The organism is Enterococcus sp. LJL51, assembly GCF_049894025.1.
GTDB lineage: Bacteria > Bacillota > Bacilli > Lactobacillales > Enterococcaceae > Enterococcus_L.
This window is the reverse complement of record NZ_JBNEQE010000004.1, coordinates 229,149-249,526: the sequence shown is the minus strand read 5'-3', so window position 1 is coordinate 249,526 and position 20,378 is coordinate 229,149. Positions and strand designations below refer to the sequence as shown.

Annotated in this window: 18 protein-coding genes; 17 read left to right on the top strand and 1 reads right to left on the bottom strand. The window is 38.6% G+C overall.

All coding sequences use genetic code 11. From position 1 onward, the window contains the following. The first annotated feature begins 57 nt into the window (after positions 1-57). Positions 58-957 (top strand): ABC transporter ATP-binding protein, encoded by a 900-nt coding sequence (locus ACPWSO_RS06480; RefSeq protein ID WP_426082058.1) that lies wholly within the window; start codon positions 58-60, stop codon positions 955-957. Beyond that, entirely contained in the window at positions 935-2,191 is a 1,257-nt protein-coding gene (locus ACPWSO_RS06475) for an ABC transporter permease subunit (RefSeq protein WP_426082057.1), read from the top strand. Before ACPWSO_RS06480 ends, ACPWSO_RS06475 begins: the two co-directional genes overlap by 23 nt. A 268-nt stretch (positions 2,192-2,459) precedes the next feature. On the opposite strand, the gene ACPWSO_RS06470 is transcribed toward ACPWSO_RS06475, so the two are convergent. After that, entirely contained in the window at positions 2,460-2,882 is a 423-nt protein-coding gene (locus ACPWSO_RS06470; RefSeq protein ID WP_426082055.1) for a VOC family protein, read from the bottom strand. Between the two features lie 405 nt (positions 2,883-3,287). Between ACPWSO_RS06470 and ACPWSO_RS06465 the strand changes: the two genes are divergently transcribed. From ACPWSO_RS06465 to ACPWSO_RS06395, 15 genes are all read left to right on the top strand, one after another. Beyond that, the gene (locus tag ACPWSO_RS06465; protein WP_426082054.1) at positions 3,288-3,740 is read left to right on the top strand and encodes a helix-turn-helix domain-containing protein; all 453 of its coding nucleotides are present in this window, start codon (positions 3,288-3,290) and stop codon (positions 3,738-3,740) included. Positions 3,741-4,555: 815 nt separating this feature from the next. After that, the gene (locus ACPWSO_RS06460) at positions 4,556-4,960 is read left to right on the top strand and encodes a hypothetical protein (protein ID WP_426082053.1); all 405 of its coding nucleotides are present in this window, start codon (positions 4,556-4,558) and stop codon (positions 4,958-4,960) included. Between the two features lie 91 nt (positions 4,961-5,051). After that, positions 5,052-5,753 (top strand): WxL domain-containing protein, encoded by a 702-nt coding sequence (locus ACPWSO_RS06455; protein ID WP_426082052.1) that lies wholly within the window; start codon positions 5,052-5,054, stop codon positions 5,751-5,753. 68 nt (positions 5,754-5,821) lie between these two features. After that, positions 5,822-6,898 (top strand): DUF916 and DUF3324 domain-containing protein, encoded by a 1,077-nt coding sequence (locus tag ACPWSO_RS06450; RefSeq protein WP_426082050.1) that lies wholly within the window; start codon positions 5,822-5,824, stop codon positions 6,896-6,898. Between the two features lie 20 nt (positions 6,899-6,918). Further along, on the top strand, positions 6,919-7,257 hold the full coding sequence (locus tag ACPWSO_RS06445; protein ID WP_426082049.1) for a hypothetical protein: 339 nt from the start codon (positions 6,919-6,921) through the stop codon (positions 7,255-7,257). Further along, complete coding sequence (locus ACPWSO_RS06440; RefSeq protein ID WP_426082048.1) at positions 7,254-10,571, top strand: WxL domain-containing protein; 3,318 nt, start codon at positions 7,254-7,256, stop codon at positions 10,569-10,571. The genes ACPWSO_RS06445 and ACPWSO_RS06440 overlap by 4 nt, the downstream gene beginning before the upstream one ends. A gap of 74 nt (positions 10,572-10,645) precedes the next feature. After that, positions 10,646-10,873 (top strand): hypothetical protein, encoded by a 228-nt coding sequence (locus ACPWSO_RS06435; protein ID WP_426082047.1) that lies wholly within the window; start codon positions 10,646-10,648, stop codon positions 10,871-10,873. Between the two features lie 738 nt (positions 10,874-11,611). Further along, a complete protein-coding gene (locus tag ACPWSO_RS06430) occupies positions 11,612-12,568 on the top strand; it encodes a sensor histidine kinase (RefSeq protein ID WP_426082046.1) in 957 nt (318 codons plus the stop codon). Continuing rightward, a complete protein-coding gene (locus ACPWSO_RS06425) occupies positions 12,558-13,319 on the top strand; it encodes a LytR/AlgR family response regulator transcription factor (protein WP_426082045.1) in 762 nt (253 codons plus the stop codon). The genes ACPWSO_RS06430 and ACPWSO_RS06425 overlap by 11 nt, the downstream gene beginning before the upstream one ends. Positions 13,320-13,781: 462 nt before the next feature. Beyond that, positions 13,782-15,632, top strand: coding sequence for a beta-glucoside-specific PTS transporter subunit IIABC (locus tag ACPWSO_RS06420; protein ID WP_426082044.1), 1,851 nt, complete (start codon positions 13,782-13,784; stop codon positions 15,630-15,632). Between the two features lie 63 nt (positions 15,633-15,695). Beyond that, on the top strand, positions 15,696-17,159 hold the full coding sequence (locus ACPWSO_RS06415; RefSeq protein WP_426082043.1) for a glycoside hydrolase family 1 protein: 1,464 nt from the start codon (positions 15,696-15,698) through the stop codon (positions 17,157-17,159). A gap of 20 nt (positions 17,160-17,179) precedes the next feature. Next, positions 17,180-18,019, top strand: coding sequence for a BglG family transcription antiterminator LicT (licT, locus tag ACPWSO_RS06410; RefSeq protein WP_426082042.1), 840 nt, complete (start codon positions 17,180-17,182; stop codon positions 18,017-18,019). A 325-nt stretch (positions 18,020-18,344) separates the two neighbouring features. Continuing rightward, positions 18,345-18,686: a PTS lactose/cellobiose transporter subunit IIA gene (locus ACPWSO_RS06405; protein ID WP_426082041.1), complete on the top strand. Its 342-nt coding sequence runs from the start codon at positions 18,345-18,347 to the stop codon at positions 18,684-18,686. Then, positions 18,679-20,073: a glycoside hydrolase family 1 protein gene (locus tag ACPWSO_RS06400; protein ID WP_426082040.1), complete on the top strand. Its 1,395-nt coding sequence runs from the start codon at positions 18,679-18,681 to the stop codon at positions 20,071-20,073. The genes ACPWSO_RS06405 and ACPWSO_RS06400 overlap by 8 nt, the downstream gene beginning before the upstream one ends. A 13-nt stretch (positions 20,074-20,086) precedes the next feature. After that, positions 20,087-20,377 (top strand): PTS sugar transporter subunit IIB, encoded by a 291-nt coding sequence (locus tag ACPWSO_RS06395; RefSeq protein WP_426082039.1) that lies wholly within the window; start codon positions 20,087-20,089, stop codon positions 20,375-20,377. The last annotated feature ends 1 nt before the right edge of the window (position 20,378 follow it).

The window sequence follows — 20,378 nt, the reverse complement described above, 5'->3', positions numbered from 1 at the left end:
AAAGTAGGATAAGCTCTTGTTTTTATCAAGTGCTGTTTACTAAAGGAGGCTGAAACAATGAAATTGGAGTATTTAAACCTGACAAAACAATTTAAGGACATTGAAGCAGTAAAAAATTTTTCACTGACGTTAACCCCTGGAATATATGGATTATTAGGAGCAAATGGTTCTGGAAAATCCACGTTAATGAACATGACCTGCGGGCTGTTAAAGCCAACCTCAGGGGAAATTCTTTTTGATGGTCAGCCCATCAAAAAAATAGAGGATGCCTTTCTGGAAAAAATTGGTTATCTACCTCAGCGGTTTGGGTATTATGAGGAATTCTCTGTGGGGGAGTTTTTACGTTATATGGGACTTATCAAGGGGATGAAAAGCAGTAGTATAAATCAGAGAATTGATGAAGTATTAACAGTGGTAGGCTTGAAGGAGCTGACTAACCGGAAAATGAATACTCTGTCGGGCGGAATGAAGCAGCGGGTTGGTATTGCCCAAGCAGTTATCAACAATCCTAAAATACTGATTTTAGATGAACCGACAGTTGGTTTAGATCCACAAGAACGTGTTAATTTTAGAAATCTTATTTCAAATCTGGCGGATGACCGGATTGTCTTATTGTCCACACATATCGTTTCAGATGTAGAGTATATTTCTGACCGAATCGTTATTATGAAGCAAGGCCAGATATTGCTGGAAAGCCCAACTCATGAAGCTGTTAATATTGTTCAGAACAAAGTTTGGCTAGCAACGGTGAACCAGCAAGAACTAGCTGCTATCCCTCACTTAACTATTGCCAACATTCATTACAGTGGGGATACTATTCAACTGCGGATTATCAGCGAGGAGCAGCCGCTGGAAAACGCAGAACTGACTGAGCCGGTCATGGAGGATGTTTATCTATATTACTTCAAGGAAAAAAGCGAGGAGAGGATTTCTAATGATAGAATTAATCAGATTTGAATGGGAAAAGATTTTTAAGCGTAAATCCACGCTGATTAGCTTAGCAATTATTAGCTTATTCACTATCTGGCTATTCATTTTGCCCGCTTTTCAAGTGCAGACGACTGATCTACAAGGGAAAACCTACAAAGGCTTGAGTGCTGTTAATATTCAAAAAGAACTTATTCGACAGCAACCGAATGTATTGACTGAAGAGGTGCTTGGCGCAGTGGTTGAAGAATATCAGCAGATTGCTGCAAACCCGGCCAGCTATATTGAAAACGAAGAGGGCGAAAAAGAATTCACCTCTGAGATTATTCATTCATTTTATAATCAAAATTATGCGCTGTTGTCTTTGGTTGCCAGTACTTTCTATGACCCTCAGTACTATACAACGCCTGACTATGCATTGAAAATTCCAGTTGAAGAAGATGGCACACTGGGATTTTATCAGCAATATCAGCAAAATCAAGCAGCGATGCTGGCAAGAGATATTCCAGAAAATGGCGGAGCGTTAACCGAGTCGGCAAAGAGCTATTGGCAGAAAAAAACTGCGGCTGTTTCAGCGCCTTACCGTTATGGTTATTATGCAGGCTGGAACAATATAGGTGATCGAATCGGATTTATTCCGTTGCTCATCCTGATGATTTGTCTTTCGCTTGCTCCTATTTTTGCCGGAGAGTATCAAAATGGGACAGCGGTTCTAATTCTTTCCAGTAAATTTGGCAAAAGTAAAGTATTGGCTGCTAAAGTTGCTGCTGCCTATCTTTTCGGATTGTTCGTATATGGCATAACCATGCTGCTCGCATTTGGAGGAACCTTTGCCCTTTTTGGAAGTGAAGGAGGCGAGCTGCCGATACAGTTGAGAGTGCCCAATTCTCCATTTCCCTGGACGTTTAGTGAGATGGTTTGGATTCACTTCGGATTAGGACTGCTGGTTCTTTTTGGAATGATTGGGGTGACACTTCTTCTCTCTTCACGATTGAGTACGCCGGTTCCTGTGCTGGTCACAAATGTATTGCTGCTAATGATGCCGTTTATTATGCCGAAGTCCACTGCCTCGGTACTGTATAACTGGATAGTTAATCTGCTGCCGGGGGTTCAGCTGAATATGAAATTCGTCAGTAATATCACCTACAACATAGCAGGCTGGACAACGAATCTTTTTACTATCAACGTACTTGTGTATTTATTGATTATCTTGGTGACTGTTCCACTTGCTATTCGCAGTTTTCGTGAACATCAGACAGCATAGAAAATTGCGCAGCAGAGTAGCTGATAAGTGTTTGAGTTGAGAGTATGATTGTTTTGATATGATTAAATAAGAGCTAATAATATGAGGCTATGACAAAAGAGTTTTAGCTTATGAAATGAGGCTGAATATACTGAAAATAGGAGAAACTATTTTCGTCTATTCAGCCTTATTTTCAAAGAAGCTAATAAATACTGTATTCAGTTTTAGGGACAGAGACATACAAGTCTCGCCTCCCATTTTTATTGCTGAAAAATGATACTGAGCCTTCCTAGTTGAATTTTTCTGAAACACGATCAATTACAGTTTCAAAGGAATCAGTTGTTTCTGTTCCTGCTTGTGTCAATGTAATCAGATAGCCGTCGCAATCTCTAATGGTCATTTCTTCTGCGTTCCAAGGCTGTTTTTCAAGTGCTTCAATGATAAATTTTTCTGGTATACGTTCTGCAAGCTCATGCAGATGATCAACGGTTAAATTCATTCGTAATCCGTCTCCCGCAGTGAAAGCTTCTGATTGAATCAGCATAATATCCTGATAATTTTTCAGACGTAAATGATTCATGCTCACTTCGTTATTTTCATTTTTAAATGCAAATAATGAAGTGAATCCCAATAAATCTGTATACCAAGCTGCTGCTTTTTGAATATCCTTCACCATTAATTTATTAAACATCGGCATTAAATAAACATCCAAGCCGCCCACCTCCTTTCTTCGCTGCTAAATTCAGCATAAGCTATAACGCCGCGTAAATGTCAACAAGAAAAAGGCAGCCAGCATTCTAAATTATGATACACTAAATAAAGAAGGTCACTAGAGGATGAAAAGAAATGGAGAATTACTTAGAAAATTTACTTCAGTACATAGAAAAATAGGTTGAAAGTAATGATTGATATCTGTAATTATATTAGGGGCAAGTATAGAAGGGGAAAAAACTGCGGCTGCTGTTTGTTCATAGCGTGTAGATAGATTTCGCATAGATGGATTGTTGCTTGATAAATCAACGTTAGTAAGATATTTCTAGGCTTCTTTTACAGATTAGGCAGCTATTGGATGGCAAGGTATCATTAAGTAAAAGACAATAGTAGTTGAGGAGGGATGATGATAGATTTAGCAAGATTTTTAAAACAAAGGCGCAAAGATTGCTGTTTAACTCAAGAAGAAGTAGCTGGAAAAATATTAGTCAATCAAAAATCTATTTCAAATTGGGAAAACGGTAAAACAGTACCTGATATTTATAATTTAAGTGCCTTGGCTAAACTATATGATTTTTCCTTAGATAAACTATTATTGAAGGAATCGAAAATGATGAATGACATCAAAGTAATTGGAGATACACAGAGAGTAAAGTGCTGGCTGAAGCTGGCAGCGATTGAACTAGTAATTGGTGTGGCAAGTTTGATTGCTGTAACGAAGTATATCGGAACCAAGAATAGTTTAGGTGTTCTCTTGCTAACAGGCGGAGCTGTTTCCATTGGAATGATGGTGGACTCTATTTTAAAAGCAATACTAGTTAAAACTATGGATACAGCGAATCGTAAAAAAACATACTAAGAATGGATTTTGGTCAGTAATAAATAGTTAGGCACTTGTCTGTCTACCTCCGAATAAGGAATGTTCTAAAAGCAGCTTCTTCGGAAATAAACCGTACTATATTGAAAATGTGGAGACATTTTCGTATAGTACGGTTTATTTGTTGATGCAAAATACTTTTGGTCAACTCCTATATTTGTAATCAATGTAGTAGATTGGCTAACTGTATTTGAAAACGAAAGCTGTGTGCAGAAAAAAATAAAAAACTATGAAAAATAGAAAATAACTTCTTTGGGAACTAGTCGATAAACGTAGTAAAAGCCGTGCTTCCTTCAGTGATTTTTCCGGTTTTGATAGTAAAAAAGGTTTTCAGGTACATGAAAAATCATTGGTTTTTACGGCGAATCTGATTGGAAACTAAAAGATAGAATCTGAAATCCAATTTAATTAACGAGTGTTTTTGTTATTTTAAAATATTATTTATTCTTTTTTGTACTTAATAATTTAAATTTCTTTGTATTGTAATATCAATTTTATAGTACTGTTAATTGTACTATTTATAATCTTATATTAGTTGTTAGATTAAAATAAATATTTTTTGGAGTTTGCGAATAAAACAACAAAAGCGGTTATGCTCGATAAACGCTTTTAGTGTTATTGTTTTTATAACGGTCAACGTAAAATATGTCCTATTCATGTCGAAAAAGGAGATTGCTAAATTAAATCATTTAGAATAAACGTAGTTGACATGAACGAATATTTAATCAAGCATTTTCTGAAGCAATAGGAATAAAAGAAAATCATTTCTAGTTTTTAAGAATAGGAGGTTCTTTAAAGTGAGCTATTTGTGGGATTTTTCCTTTGAAGAACTTTTTTTGGCGGAAAATGGGAAGAACCTATTGAAAGAGCTGACTCATCGAGAGCAGCAATTGATTGGCGAGCTGTGTCAGATTTTTAAAGAAACAGCAGAGCAGAGCCGGCGGAGAATACAGCGAATTAATGCAGCAAGCTTCAAGGCAACCATTCCTGAGCTTATTAGAAATGACAGGATATTACACCTTTGCCTCATTTATAGTCTTGCAGTTCAAGAGCTTCCCTACATTAGACAGGAAATGCGTTTGCTGATTGAAAAGGAAATTGATATCTATTTTAAAGAAATGTATTGCTGTAGGAATGTTTATGGGTTCGAAAAGTATTCATTTATGAACCAACTTGCAGAAAGTTCAGCAACGCTTTTTTAGAGTAGTCAGTGACGGTTTTTTCCAGCTAAAAAAAGGAATATAGACATCTGTCTTTATTCATAAATAAAAAATTATTTGGAGGTATTATCTTATGAAAGTGAAAAGTGCTATCACAACTGCTGTAACAGCTGCAGCATTTGGAGGAATTATTTTAGGGGCGACTGCTTCTGCGCAAGAAGTGGATCGTCAGGATACAGAAGTTGGTATTGGCTTCGTTGATGCCCATATACCAGGAACAGAAGAAGGGGATTTACAATTACGCTGGGTGCCTAAAAAACTAGATTTCGGCAAGTACAATGATATCAATAAAAAGTATCAGGAGTTTGCGGAAGTTAGCGGCAACAGTTATTACGTCGTTGTTCGTGATACGCGTAAGGATGATTTAACAGGTACAGTTACAGATACAAATGAATGGGTTGTTAAAGCTCAGTTGGGAGAATTAACCGCGCTTTCAGGAACTACAACGAAGAAACTAGATAAAACAAAATTATTCTTTACATCAAAGGTTCACGGATATGATGGAGAAAATGATCCAAATACAGATGCAACAACAATTAAATCTGCTGGTGCTCATGCCACTGCTACAGGTAGTACTGCGCCAACTGCAGCAACAAGTACTGAGCTAACAGTAGGCGGTGCTTCAAAAGCATTATTCACCCAAAAAAATCAAGCGGCTTCAGCTGATTGGGCAGCATCTTTGGAAGATATCAAATTAGGTGTTGGTGGTAATGTTGGAGAAAAGGGTCTACATTATACAGGAACACTGACATGGACATTGGATGATACCATCTAATAATGAGCTGACAGCTGGGGACAGGTAACTGAGATGTCCCCTTTGCTGGATTTACGGAGGTTTTTAGCTTGATAAAAAAGAAGATAATGCAGCTATTGCTTGTTGTTCTGATTGGTATCATTCTACTGCCTTCTGCAATTATTGCAGAAGCTACAGATCAATCTGGTCAAAATAAAGAAGCTATTGGCTTCACTGTAAAACCAGTGCTGCCGAATAATCAAGTTGACAGCTCTAAAGGATTCTATTTTTTAAAAGTAGAACCTGGACAACAACAGAGCATTCAGTTAAGAGTGATTAGTACTAGGGAGGAAGCCCGAACGGTAAGGATTCATGTGAATGATGCAGTAACTTCAGCAGAAGGTTCAATTGAATACGGCATAGATGAACCAGAGCTGGATGAGAGCTTACAGTCTCCCATTTCAGAAGTTGTCACAGTACCAGAGTCTTATCGAGAAATAACTGTAGAGAATTTTGAAGAAAAGACAGTCCAGTTTGATATTGCGCCTCCCCAGGATGCTTTCACTGGAATTAAAGCAGGAGCCTTTCGTATTTTAGGTGTTCCGGAAGGTGAAGAGAAAAAAAAATCAGGTCTTACAGTTCAGACAGGCTACACAATTGGAATTGTTCTGACAGAAGATGCGGCGCAATATAATGCTGGTGGTAATCTAAATCTAAAAAAAACAGAGGTTATTCTTTCAAACGGCAGTAAAGTTATTGGTGTAACATTACAAAATGATCAGCCGAAAATCATTGAAGGGCTTGAACTGAAAGCGGAAATAATGAAAAAAGGTTCTACCAAAGTCTTATATAAGACGACAGGAAAAGACTTGGCAGTTGCTCCTAATAGCCGCTTTACTTATGAAGTGCCAATGGGGATTGATAACGTGACAGCAGGGAATTACACCCTTCAGCTCACACTGAAAAATGATGAAAAAGAATGGACATGGGAAGAAGATTTCCTAGTGACTGGTGAACAGGCAGCTTCGCTGAATGATGAAACGATTGACAAAATAATAACACCTTCATGGGTTTCACCAATGGCAATTGTATTGACCGTTTCGTTGGTTGGAACAGGCAGCTATTTGCCGTATCGACGAAAGAAAATCAAGAAAAAAAATAAAATTAGACGAAAGAAAAAGAAATAAGCAGGAAACGGAGGAAGGCGATGAAAGTCATAGTAAAGCAGTCAGTCTTACTGATGTTTATTTTGTTATCGAGCCTTTGCCTCATGATTCATCCGCTGACAGCTCTCGGGGAGTCAGTTGACAGCGGCGAGACGGAAGCAGGAATTGGCTTCAATACAAAAACAGTTGAAACTGCAGTCGAAGATTCAAGCAGTACACAGCTGCCCTCCAGCAACATTCCTAAAAAATACAACGGATTGAACTACTTCCCTAAAACGAATGAACGTCTGAATGTAGCTTTTATCCTTTCTGGGCTAGTGTTGGTTTTATGGGTAATGATACTAGCAGCGCATAAAGAAGAGGAGGGGCAGGCTTTATGAAAAAGGTTAACCATTTTTTAATTAAAGCATTTCTGCTTCTTGTATTAACAGCTTTCAGTTTCCTTATAGAAAATACTAAAGCAGCGGCGACAGAGCTGGATATGGAAGCTGAAACGGAGAAAGTGCTTGATGAGATGCAGCCTACTCAGGCCAGCGGCCAAAGTGGAAAACCTCAGACTCGAGCCGATGAGTATGTTACTATTCCTGACGATGTCTTGCGAGAGGAAATTATCTGGCGTTTAAACTATTATAACCATCTTAATTTGGTAGACAATGGTCCGTCAAACACAGTTACTCGGGAACAGATGGAGCTAATGACAAGTTTTTATTTTACTCGAACAGCTGGTAAGAGCATCACTACTCTTGAAGGTATCCAGTATGCTTTAAACATAAAGACATTTGATTTGACAGGCGGAAGAATAGTCGAAGACAGCTTCACCTCTTTGCCTGCAGGATTTAATAAATTAAAATTGGAAGTTTTCAAAGTCAATGAGGGAGCATTAACGAATATTGACGAATTGAAAAATATGACGACACTTAAAGAAGTAACGCTTAGTCATAATAATTTGAGCGACTTAACTGGACTACAGGGAACAACCAACCTTGAAACACTTGTTGTTTCAAGATACGCTGACTACTATGCGAATCAAATGGATGGTATAAAAGATTTTACTGGTTTAGAAGATAGTACAAAGTTGAAAACAATAATTTTTTCCAAATATGATGATGATGCAGGTCCAACAAGAGTAGCGCACGGGGAGTCTGAGCCATCTTATGATGGACATGGATTGCAATCATTGAAAGGATTGAATTGTGCTGATACACTGGAAACTTTGAATCTTGGCGGACACCCAGGATTAAAAAGTCTGGATGGTTTAGAAAATTATAAAGCATTGAAAGAAGTAACGTGTGTTGGTGGACCTTCTTATAGCGGAAGAAGACAGGAATATATCTTCCCGCCAGCACTTGTTAATGATAAGTCTTTAAGCGTAGAGGAAAAACTGATATTTGAAACTGATACGCATACTGAAATGTATCGTGTGAGAGGACTACAGGGAGAGCATGCACTTGATGCATTGAAGAGCTGTCCATCACTTAAACAAGTAAATGTTGCTAATCAGGCAATTGAAAGCCTCAACGGTTTAAGCGGTCATAGCGAACTAACCTATGTAAATGCTACTCGAAATCGAGTTTCTACATTGAAGCCTTTAGCAGATTGTCTGGCGTTGGAAGAGCTGTACATGGAGTTTAATCTTCTGTCGGATCTAAAGGGATTGAATCAATTAGATAAGTTGAGAAAGCTTGATTGTTCACAGCAAACTGGCGGTGCACGAACAACCAATGATTTTCAAGTAAACGCATATGTATCAAACTATGTCGTTGGTTTGTTGAAAGATATCACCGATTTAAACCCAACTAGCTTGGAAGAACTGCGTTGCTCCAACAATCGTCTTGTCTCGCTGGAAGGTTTAGAAGTGCCAGCCAAATTGAAATCCTTGTATGCGTATTCTAATAATCTATCTGATACAAAAGGACCTCTAAAAGGGTGTGTGTCATTAGAAGAAGTTCGATTAAGTAATAATTACTATAAAAGCTTTGCTGATATGGGCTTGCAGGATAGTAAAGATTCATTAAAGGAGCTTTATATTAATGAACAAGGCATAACCCCACTGACTAGTTCTATGACTAGCCACGCGGAGGGACGCTTGTTGTCAAGTCTGGAAGGCTTGGAAAACATGAATAAACTAGAAATATTTTTGGCAAATTGTAATTTGATTGATGATGCTAATATGCAGTTTTTACCCAGCACTCTAACCAACCTGCAATTCGATTACAATGAGGTGACTTCTGCGGGATTTGCTCATTTAGGAAAAATGAAGGATGGAAACTATCTTTTTAGCAGTCTAAAGACCCTTTATGCTGATTCTAATTATATTGGGGATGTTCGGCCAATTGAAAATTTACCAGCATTGAGCATTATATTGATGAGAAGTCAGATTATTCGAATACCCCAGCATGGCGGCACTATGACAATTATTGATGACAGTCTTTTTAGAGGAATCGAACTGGATATTTTAAATACAGAGAGAAACCTAGCAGCATTGAGTATCAATAAAGGACCGTTTGGCACCTGGCATTCACTGGATCATCTGTTCCCAGAATTAAAAGCCGGGACACCAATTGTCAGAATTCGGGATGATCAGTATGATTTGTACAACGATAGCACACTGGTTGGTTTTGAATACACTTCATTCAGTACAGGAGCAGGTCAGCTGAGTAATGTGTACATTGACGGTCGGATTATCTATCCTGACGTTCCTTATGATTTAGCGAATGAAGCGGTATTGAGTATTATTCCAGATAAAACAGAAGTGGAAGTAGGCGACACGGTTACTTGGACTGTGACGCTAAAAGGAGAAAACGATCATCTGTTGAGGAAACCAAGATTTTTCAGTAGCCGCAATAATACAGCCGGGATAGTCAATCATACCCTTGAAACAGCCTATCCAGACCCTGAATATAAATATGGGGTTCGCATTGATATTAACGGTGTCCACTTGCCATTGGGCGGTGGTGTCTGGGGAACCAGTGTAAGTGAGTTAAACAAAAAGGTTAATAATGATAATGTAGCGGTAATCAAAATCGTTACTAGGGTGGGCAGTGGTAATCCTGGTGACGAAGTGAAATTTACTTTCGGTTCATCTGGAGATAATTATACGCGAAAAGATTGCTCGGCAGCAGTTACGATTAAATCCAGTATTTTGGAAGAACTGAGGTTGATTAAGGTACCCGATAGATTGGATTTTGGTCGCAACAATCAATCTGAGAAAGCTGCTAAAGCCTACAATCTCTCGGAGCAGGACTATGATGCTCAAGATAAAACAGATGGGTTCTATCTACAGGTTTATGATTCTAACCAAGGCAGCAACCGCACTGCATGGCAGGTATCAGGCAAATTGAGCCAGCTAAAAAACAGTAGCGGTCAACCGCTTGAAACGAGCGGTAAACACCCAGTGCTAACCTTTAAGGAGATGTCCCTTGAAAAAGTTGAAAAAGACAGTGCAGGAGTAGAAAAAATCACCGTCATTCCAGACACGGATACATCAGCTCCTGCATACTTAAAAGAGCTAAGCTTCATAGCCGGTGGGGAAAGCCGTTCTCTCTCAACCGCTGATATAAATAATGGTGCTGGCACATGGAATATACGGATCCCCTTCCACAATATAACTTTGTCTGTTCCGGAAAATGTCAGTGGGAAAGCCGGTTATGAATATTCTGGGCTGCTAACCTGGACATTAGATGCTGTGCCGTAAAGGGCATTTAAAATTAGTGTGTTTCATTTGTGTTTCTTGTGTGTTTATTGATAGAAAAGAAAGAGGGAGGGATTATGGAGACAATTTATTGGGTGTATATTTTTGGTAGTATAGCATTATTGTCAGTCGTCTTGTTTCTGTTATTCTATGTGAAAGATATGGATTTTATGCGGAAAATGCGGTTGAAGCGTAATTATCTTGTACCAAACTGGCTGTTTTTACTTCTAGCGGTTGCAGCAGTTGGTTGTGTGGTTATTCTTTATCTAGATATCCAGAATCAGACTACAGCGTTGCTTCAGTAACAAAAAACTACTCATTTGCCAAGACTGGCAGCTGGTGCCAAAAGCAGCCGCAGCCTAGTCTTGGTTTTCACATAAACAGAATTGATAATCACTTCTGAATAGACTACTGTTATTTTTGTAATAAAGGATAGGAATGAATGTTGAGACAAATTTTAAATTAGAAGACTTCTACTAAGTAAGTCGTGATAAAATAAGGAAGAAAACATTCAATAAGAAAAGGATAAGATAGAAATGGTCTATTTTTTGATTGGCAACATGTCGTATTTAGAAGTAGCGTTCCTCTTTATTGTACAATTTCTACCCTTCAGTTTATTGCATATTTTAACAGTAAGATACTTATTTAAAGAGAAAATCTCCACTTTTATTTGTATTAGTGTGATGCTGGCAAGTGCGCTTTTCTCTGCTGTATATGGTTTTTTGATTTATCAAAACCATTTGGACGTTCTATTTATTCATGGTTTCATGATTATTTTTGTTCAGTCTATAGCATTTACAATTGTGTATTTTGTTTTATGGAAAAATGATTTGGAATTTCTGCTAGGTATGTTTTTATCTAGTCTATTTTCCATGTTCATACTTTCCATTTATCGTTTTATTTATCTATTTTTAGTTCAGTTCGATGAGTTGCTTTTGTTTTCCGATAAAATATTGAACATATATATATTATCAGCGTTATTAATGCTCCCTTTGGTAAGTAAAATTTATTTTTTTTTAAGAAAGAAATCAGGGTGCAACCTTTTGATTTTAGGAGTTAGTTATTTCTTTGTAGCAGTTTTTTTTAGTCTTCTCGAAATCGTATCAATTTGCCGATTTCCAGATGGAACAACGCATATTTTTGTTTCTGTTTTTTTCTTTGAAAGAAAGCTCTTTCTTTTGATTGCACCAGATGCGGTTGTTGTTCAAAATCCTTTTAAATACGAGTTGTCGTATTCGTGGATTTTACCTGGTCTTTTTATCATTGCTATTAGCGCGGTGCTGCTGCTATTTTTCCGAAATATTTATGTACAGCAGCAGCTGGCCGTTCAGCAGCAGCGGGAGGAAGAATTGCTGGAATATGTTCAGACAGTTGAAAGTTTGACTACTAAGGTTCGGCAAAGGCAACATGATTTTACCAATATGCTAATTTCATTGGGAAGCTACATCTATGAAGAAACAGAAAATGGGGAATTAAAACGCTACTTTGAAAAAATCTCTAGTGTCAATGAAGATGAATATAAGTTTTTTGCAGAGATGAGCAAAATAAAAAATCTCCATATCCCAGAGCTGAAAGCACTCATCTATACGAAAATGATGCGGGCGATGGAAGAACACACTGTATTTGATTTGGAAATAAATAAAGAGCTTCATGGTGTAAATATGGAAATGTTGGACTTAGTCAGAATTTTAGGGATTTTATTGGATAATGCATTGGAATCTGCAATAGAACATCCGAAGCCAACAGTAAGGATGTCTATTGTAGATGATGGAACCTCCATCATTTTTATCATTGCAAATACGACCGTAAATCAAAAAGCCTTAAGTATTATAGCAGAAGGTACTACGACTAAAGGCGGCTATCATGGATTGGGCCTGTCAATTGTGCGGGAGATATTGATTAAATATGAAAAACGGGTCTTTTTTTTGACTGAAAAAAAAGATGATCAGATTTTTCAACTATTCAAAGTAAAGAAAGAAGGCGAAACGAATGCCCATTAAAGTATATATATGTGAAGATTCCCCTAAGCAAAGGGAAGTAATTGAAAAAGCAGTTCTCTCCCATATTCTATTTTCGAAATCAATGATGTCTTTAGCATACTCAACAGATTCAGCAGAGGAACTCCTCAGCAGAATTGATCGGAGAAATGAATTAAATGTTTATTTTTTAGATATTGATTTACATAAAGGAGAAAAAATTAATAATGGGTTAGAGCTAGCACAAGAAATAAGAACATTTGATCCAGTAGGAGTGATTATTTTTATTACGGTTCACTCTGAGCTTACCTATTTAACCTTCCAGTACATGGTTAGCGCCTTAGATTTTATAGTAAAGTCACCCAATATAGATATTTCCAGTCGAATAAGAAAGTGTTTAAAGGTGGTGGAGGATCGTGCCGAGCTTGTTGCTAACGCCAGTGACTCTGGCATTCAATTGAGTACAAACAATGGCTTTGTTAATTTCTTGTTTTCAGATATTCTGTATTTATCAACAAATAAGTCGCATATTATTACTCTCCATAGCACAGACAATCAGGAATACCAAATCTATCATAAAACACTGAATATTCTTGAACAGGATCTAAAAGATCATTTTATTCGCTGCCATCGCAGTTTTTTAGTAAATAGTCGGGGAATATTCAGTATTTCCAAAAATTTCAGTGAGTTAATTATGAGAAATGGCGTTCAAATTCCAATAGCAACTAGAAAGAAGGCAATTGTCCGTAAAATGTATGAGCAATCCGTTCAATAAAGAATAAGAATCAAGCTAAACAGGTCAGAAGAAATTGTTTAATAGTATCGGCTGTTGTTTTACTGACTGTTTGAAGCTTAGAGAACGGGATGATGTTAAGTTGTTTCTCCATCCTCTTTTATAAAGAAGCGAGAAGCTTAGAAAGTTGAATACCAAATCTATAGACAGTGTTGGAGAATGCAATTAGCTTGTTTGATAAGGCAGTTTTTTATTGTCGCTAGGAAAATTTGAAGAAATTTAAAATAAATGTTTACGTTTACATTTATTTGTGCTAAACTGACGTTAATTAAACAGGCATGTGACTGGTAATGCAGGCAGGACCTAAATAAGTTGTTATCTTTTATATACTTTGTACGTGGTATATAGAAAATGTCGATTTATTTAGTTCTTGCCTGTTTTTGTATTTTGTAAGGCCAACAGAATACAATTATGTAGATTGAAAAAAGAAAAGAGGATAATCAAATGAATTATAAACAGACAGCAGCAGAGATTGTGTCCTTAATTGGCGGAAAAGAAAATGTTTCCCATCTGGAGCATTGCTCGACACGGCTGCGCTTTACTTTAAAAGATGACAGCAAGGTTCAAAAAGAACAGCTTGAAAAAGTGGCTGGCGTGATGGGGGTTAGACAAAACGTTCAGTGTCAGGTTATTATCGGAAATGATGTGGTAGAGGTCTATGATGAGGTCAGAGGTCTATTGGGAGAAATGAGCTTAGAAGGCAGCCCAGCAAAAAAACAGCAGAAAATTGGTTCAATTGTTCTGGATTTTGTTATTTCAATCTTCCAGCCGCTGGTTCCAGCAATTGCAGGCGGCGGGGTGCTGAAATCACTACTACTGCTGGCTTCTCTATCAGGTATAATGAGTGACCAAAGTCAAACCTACCAGATATTAAATCTGATTGGCGGTGCGCCGCTATACTTCCTGCCGATATTGGTAGCGATGACAACAGCGAATAAGCTAAAGGTCAATCAATTAGTTGCCGTTTCCGCAGTGGGTGCATTGCTTCTGCCGGATATGACGGCAATGCTCGCAGAAGGGGCAAACTTGTTCTCCTTTAATATTGAAAATATTGCCTATGCTTCTCAAGTATTTCCAGCCATCTTAACCGTTTTGTTTTATGCGCAAATGGAGAAGCTATTTACTCGATTCTCTCCAAAACCGATTCGGATTTTCTTCGTACCGATGATGAGTCTGGTGATTACCGTACCAATTGCTTTACTGATTTTAGGACCTCTGGGCTATAATGTCGGTACAGCATTCTCTTCCGTAATTATTATGATGTACGAACAGTTTGGCTGGGTGGCTACAGGGCTGCTGGCAGCAGTCCTGCCATTGATGGTAGTAACTGGTATGCATAAAGCAATGATTCCTTATGCGGTTTCTTCTATGAGTGAACTGGGTGCGGAGCTTTTATATCTGCCTGCTTCTCTTGCGCACAACATTGCGGAATCCGGGGCCTGTTTTGCGGTAAGTATTAAAACCAAGGATAAAAAGTTACGCTCTACGGCTGTTTCTGCAGGGATTTCTGCCTTGTTTGGAATCACAGAGCCTGCATTATATGGTGTAACCATTTTAAACAAGCGTGTCTTATATGGAGTTATGGCTTCTAGTTTAATCGGCGGAGCCTTTGCCGGCATCACAGCAATTAAAGCTTTCGCATTAGTCGGACCGGGAATTGCGAGTATCACGATGTTTGCGGATAAAAACAATCCAATGAATTTGACGTTTGCCTTCGCAGCGCTGGGGCTTTCTTTTGTAGCAGCCTTTATCTTAGTTCTGTTTTTATATAAAGATAAGGTTGAAGCTGGTGAGACAGAAAGCAAAAAAGAAAATTTCTTTGACGGCGAGTTGGCCAGTGCCGTTATCTCAAGTCCGGCAGTCGGTAAAGTAATTTCGCTGTCTGAAGTAAAGGATGAGGTTTTTTCTAGCGGTATGGTTGGTGAAGGTGTAGGAATTATTCCGGAAGAAGGTATCTTAACAGCACCTGAAGATGGGGAAATTACGATGGTTTTTGAGACCAATCATGCGATTGGTCTAAAGACAAGTAACGGAGCAGAGCTGTTATTTCATATCGGGCTGGATACAGTTCGTTTAGAAGGAAAAGGCTTCAAGGCACTGGTCAAAACCGGCGATCTGGTGAAACGTGGACAAAAGCTTGTGGAATTCGATTTGGAAATGATACAGGCAGCAGGCTTTGATCCAACGATTATCTGTGTAGTAACCAACAAAGATAAGTTTACTATTACTTCTTTTAATGTTGAAGAAACAGTGACTAATGATTCAGATATCTTAGCAGTGACACAGCTGGTATAAATAAAAAAGCCAATAGATTTGATAAAAAATAAATGATGTTCATCAGTAGAGGAGAAGAATACAATGACAAATGAATTCCCTAAAGATTTTTTATGGGGCGGCGCAATTGCTGCTAATCAGGTAGAAGGTGCTTGGAATGTCGGCGGCAAAGGCCTATCGGTAGCAGATATTGCTTCCTACAAGCCTCATGTAGACAACAAAGATTATGCAGCTCATATGCACATTTCAACAGAAGCAATAAACGAAGCGGCAGCTGATCAAACTGATAAATGGTATCCTAAGCGTAGAGGGATTGATTTTTACCATCATTACCAGGAAGATCTAGCTTTGTTTGCAGAGATGGGCTTCAAAACATTGCGTTTATCAATTGCCTGGACGCGTTTATTTCCAACTGGGGAGGAACAGGAACCAAATGAAGAAGGGGTTTTGTTTTATGAAAAAGTCTTCAAGGAAATGAAACGTCTGAACATTGAGCCCATTGTCACTTTATCCCACTATGAGATGCCTTTAGCACTTAGCTTGAAGTATAATGGCTGGGTAGCACGTAAGGTAATTGATGATTTTGTCCGTTTTTCAACAGTTTGTTTTGAACGCTTTGGAAAATACGTTAAATACTGGCTGACCTTTAACGAAATTGACAGTATTCACCGCCATCCGTTTACAACTGCAGGAGTCGTTCCGGATAAAAGTAAGGAAGGCGAGCTGGAACAGGATGTTTATCAGGCGCTTCATCATCAATTTGTGGCGAGTGCGCTGGTTACAAAAATTGCCCATGAAAAAATTCCGGGCTGTCAGGTAGGATGTATGCTGACAAAGCTGATGACCTATCCGCTGACGTGCGCACCGATTGATGTCGAGCTGACACTCAAGAAAAACTTGGAAAATAATTTTTATGCGGATGTTCAAGTGAAAGGGGAATATCCACGTATGATTAAACAGGATTTGAAAAAACGTGGAATAACCATTAAAATGGCAGCAGAAGATGAACAAATCCTTAAGGGGCACACGGTTGATTTTGTTTCATTCAGCTACTATATGTCGATGGCTGAATCTGGAAATCCAAACGCAGAGCGGACGCCGGGAAATACTGTTTTAGGTGTGAAAAATCCCTATCTGCCGTCTACAGACTGGGGCTGGCAGATCGATCCGAAGGGACTAAAAATAGCCCTGATTGAATTATATGACCGCTACAATGTTCCTCTGATGATTGTGGAAAATGGTATGGGAGCTGTTGATCGGGTAGAAGATGGAAAAATTCATGATCCCTACCGGATTGACTACTTTAAAGCCCACTTCCGCCAAATGAAGGAAGCCATCGATGAAGGTGTAGATTTGATTGGCTACACTAGCTGGGGACCGATTGATTTGGTGAGTGCCGGAACTTCACAGATGACAAAACGCTACGGTTTTATTTATGTAGATGCAGATGATGAAGGCAACGGAACGTATGAGCGGCTGAAAAAAGACTCTTTCGACTGGTACAAAGAAGTAATTGCAACAAATGGTGCCTCGTTGGCTAAAGAATAAAGAGATACGGAGGAAAACAAGTGAAATCAATAAAAAAGGTATTGAATTCCAGTGTTGTTCTCGTTGAAGAAAATGGTCAGGAAATGATTGCTCTTGGTAAGGGCATCGGCTATGGAAAAAAGCCTGGAGAAGAAATTTCCGGGGAACAGGTGGATAAGATTTTTCTACCTCTTGAAGAGAAGAAATCGGCTCAGATTTTGGATTTGGTTGCAGAGATTCCCCTTGAGTTTTTTGAAATGACACGGGATATTGTTGCTCAAGCTGAAAAAGAGCTGGGCAGAAAGCTCAATTCAACGATTTATCTGACGTTAACCGATCACTTGAATTTTGCAGTAGAACGGGCGCAGGAAGGGCTGAACATTGTCAACCGATTATATTGGGAAATTAAAAGCTATTATCCTAAAGAGTTTCAGGTTGGACAAAGCGCCTTGAGTTTGCTGAATGAAAAGTATCAGATTGAACTGCCGAAGGAAGAAGCGAGTAATATAGCCTTCCATTTAATTAACGCTCAGTCAGAGGACAGCGAGCATGGCGACGGCTTCAAATATGCTAAAATGATTGGCGGAATTGTTAACATGGTTCGCTATTCGCTGCAGCAGGATATTGATACAGAATCCGTCCATTACACGCGCTTCATTACCCATGTCCGTTTCTTTGTAGAAAGATACTATTCAGATAAGCTGTTGGATGATGGGGAAGAGGAGCTTTATCGGCAAATGTGGATTCTTTATCCTTCAGCGATGGAAAATGCGACGAAGGTCAAGGAATACATTGAAAAGGTTTATAAAACCACCATCCCAGATGAAGAAATTGTGTATCTGGGCGTTCATATCAATCGATTGATGAAGCATTCGATTTGAAAACATAAGGGAAAGAGTTTAGGCGATAATTAAATGCCTAAACTCTTTCTTTGTACTAATTTCGAATAACCGGCTTCTATGTTGTGACTCTTGTTTCGCTTCAATCCTCGAATTAGGAGTAGCCGTTGAAATTATTAGGAATAAGCGTTTATGATTCAAGCTTGCTTTTTGCGAATTGAATACTTAGAAAATGACAGTTGCCACAATCAAAAGTGGAAATCAGAGATGATTTCTGCTTTTTTCCACTTCCAAAGTGGAAAACAAAAAATTTAAGTTGAATTGAAAACGTTTTATAGTAAGTATAGAACAACAAGGAGGTTTGGCGATGCAGGAAATGAATGAAGTGAGTACAGAATTGGACTCGATGGCAATTATCCTACATGCAGGTAATGCGAAAAGCAGTGCCTATGAAGCGTTAATAGAAGTAAAGCAAAACAATCATGAATTATTTGATAATAAGTATGCTGAAGCAAAAGCAGAAATTAAATTGGCTCATAAGGCCCATGCGGAGCTGCTGCGGAAGCTGTCTTCAGAAGACAGAATGAAGGATGTGGATTTGTTGCTGGTTCATGCAGAAGGGCATTTATCAGCCACAGATATTGCTGTGGATATGATTGGCGAATTAGGTGAACTATATAAATGGAAGGAGACAGTAGAGAATGGATAAAAACTTTTTGTGGGGCGGCGCAACGGCTTCTTATCAGTGTGAAGGTGCTTGGAATGTGGATGAAAAGGCAGAATCAATGTGGGATTATTACCTTCATGAGGAAAATATGGAAAACGGAGATGTTGCCAGTGACCACTATCACCGTTATGAGGAAGATATTCGCATGATGAAGGAAGGCGGACAAAATTCTTATCGCTTTTCATTGGCATGGCCTAGAATTATCAAGAATCGTGAAGGAGAAATAAATCCGAAGGGAATTGAATTTTATCATCGTGTACTGGATGCTTGTAAAAAATATGGGATTGAACCTTTCGTAACGTTGTATCATTGGGATTTACCTCAGTATTGGGAAGAAACGGGCGGCTGGCTGAACCACGATGTCTGTGAAGCATTTGCCCATTATGCAAAGGTCTGCTATGAAAGCTTTGGTGATAAGATTGTAAACTGGACGACCTTTAACGAACCGAAATGGTTTGTAGTCAACGGCTATAAAATCGGTAATTATCCGCCAGGTTATCAAGATACTCAAAAAACGATGACAGCAGCTTATAATGTAATGTACGCTAGTGCTTTAGGAGTGAAAGCCTTTAGAGAAGGCGGCTATCCAGGTAGAATTGGCATCGTTCACAGCTATACGCCTGTAAACGGTGTTGATGAGACCATTGAAACAAAGGTAGCGATGCGTTATGCCGATAATTATTGTAATAACTGGATACTGGATACCGCAGCATTGGGAGAATTTCCTATTGATTTGGTTTCAGAGCTTGCCAGAAATCACGATATTAGCTTCATGAAAGCAGACGAGTTGAAGATTATTAAAGAAAATACTGTCGACTTTATTGGTTTGAACTACTATTCGAGAACCTTGGTAAAACCTTATACTGGCGGCGAAACACAGCTTAGGTTTAATCATACAGGGAAAAAAGGCGAAAGCAAGGTTTTAATCAAAAACTGGTTTGAGCAGGTAAAAGACCCGAACAATGAAACTACGGAATGGGATACGGAAATTTATCCTAAAGGATTGGAAGATGGTCTGATTGAAGCTTACAGCCGCTATAAACTGCCGTTATATGTAACGGAAAATGGGATTGGCGTAAGAGAAGATGTCACAGTAGAACGAGTCAACGATGACTATCGAATTGCTTTTATGAACGATCATATCAATGCGATTATGAACGCTATAGATAAAGGCTGTGACGTTAGAGGGTATTATGCGTGGGCGCCATTTGATTTGTATTCGTGGAAAAATGGTGTAGAGAAACGGTATGGGATTGTTGCTGTAGATTTTGAAAAGCAGCAGGAGAGAAAGCCAAAAGCCTCTTATTATTGGTTTAAAGAAGTGATTGAAAGCCAAGGGAAACTAATCAGCCGCAGAGAATTTGACTAGGGAGTGGAATGAAATGAAAAAGATTATGTTAGTTTGTAATGCAGGGATGTCAACAGGCATCCTTGCCAAAAAAATAGAAGCAGCCTCTGGCAACACCGTTTCCGTCAGTGCCTATAGTGAATCGGAGTATAAAGACTACTTGACAGACATTGACCTAGTTCTAATTGGTCCGCAGATTCGCTTTTTAATGCCTCAGATTGAAGCAGCCGTGGATGTACCAGTTCAGGCAATTTCACCAGTTAAATACGGCATGATGGACGGAAAAGGTGTCTATGAAGATATCCAGAAACTAATAGGAGGATAAA

Excerpts from the sequence above, each read along its gene's own strand:
- ACPWSO_RS06425 (WP_426082045.1), top strand. The coding sequence starts at position 12,558 with ATGCCCATTAAAGTATATATATGTGAAGATTCCCCTAAGCAAAGGGAA.
- ACPWSO_RS06435 (WP_426082047.1), top strand. The coding sequence starts at position 10,646 with ATGGAGACAATTTATTGGGTGTATATTTTTGGTAGTATAGCATTATTG.
- ACPWSO_RS06400 (WP_426082040.1), top strand. The coding sequence starts at position 18,679 with ATGGATAAAAACTTTTTGTGGGGCGGCGCAACGGCTTCTTATCAGTGT.
- ACPWSO_RS06465 (WP_426082054.1), top strand. The coding sequence starts at position 3,288 with ATGATAGATTTAGCAAGATTTTTAAAACAAAGGCGCAAAGATTGCTGT.
- ACPWSO_RS06455 (WP_426082052.1), top strand. The coding sequence starts at position 5,052 with ATGAAAGTGAAAAGTGCTATCACAACTGCTGTAACAGCTGCAGCATTT.
- ACPWSO_RS06405 (WP_426082041.1), top strand. The coding sequence starts at position 18,345 with ATGCAGGAAATGAATGAAGTGAGTACAGAATTGGACTCGATGGCAATT.
- ACPWSO_RS06440 (WP_426082048.1), top strand. The coding sequence starts at position 7,254 with ATGAAAAAGGTTAACCATTTTTTAATTAAAGCATTTCTGCTTCTTGTA.
- ACPWSO_RS06475 (WP_426082057.1), top strand. The coding sequence starts at position 935 with ATGATAGAATTAATCAGATTTGAATGGGAAAAGATTTTTAAGCGTAAA.
- ACPWSO_RS06415 (WP_426082043.1), top strand. The coding sequence starts at position 15,696 with ATGACAAATGAATTCCCTAAAGATTTTTTATGGGGCGGCGCAATTGCT.
- ACPWSO_RS06420 (WP_426082044.1), top strand. The coding sequence starts at position 13,782 with ATGAATTATAAACAGACAGCAGCAGAGATTGTGTCCTTAATTGGCGGA.
- ACPWSO_RS06395 (WP_426082039.1), top strand. The coding sequence starts at position 20,087 with ATGAAAAAGATTATGTTAGTTTGTAATGCAGGGATGTCAACAGGCATC.
- ACPWSO_RS06480 (WP_426082058.1), top strand. The coding sequence starts at position 58 with ATGAAATTGGAGTATTTAAACCTGACAAAACAATTTAAGGACATTGAA.
- ACPWSO_RS06445 (WP_426082049.1), top strand. The coding sequence starts at position 6,919 with ATGAAAGTCATAGTAAAGCAGTCAGTCTTACTGATGTTTATTTTGTTA.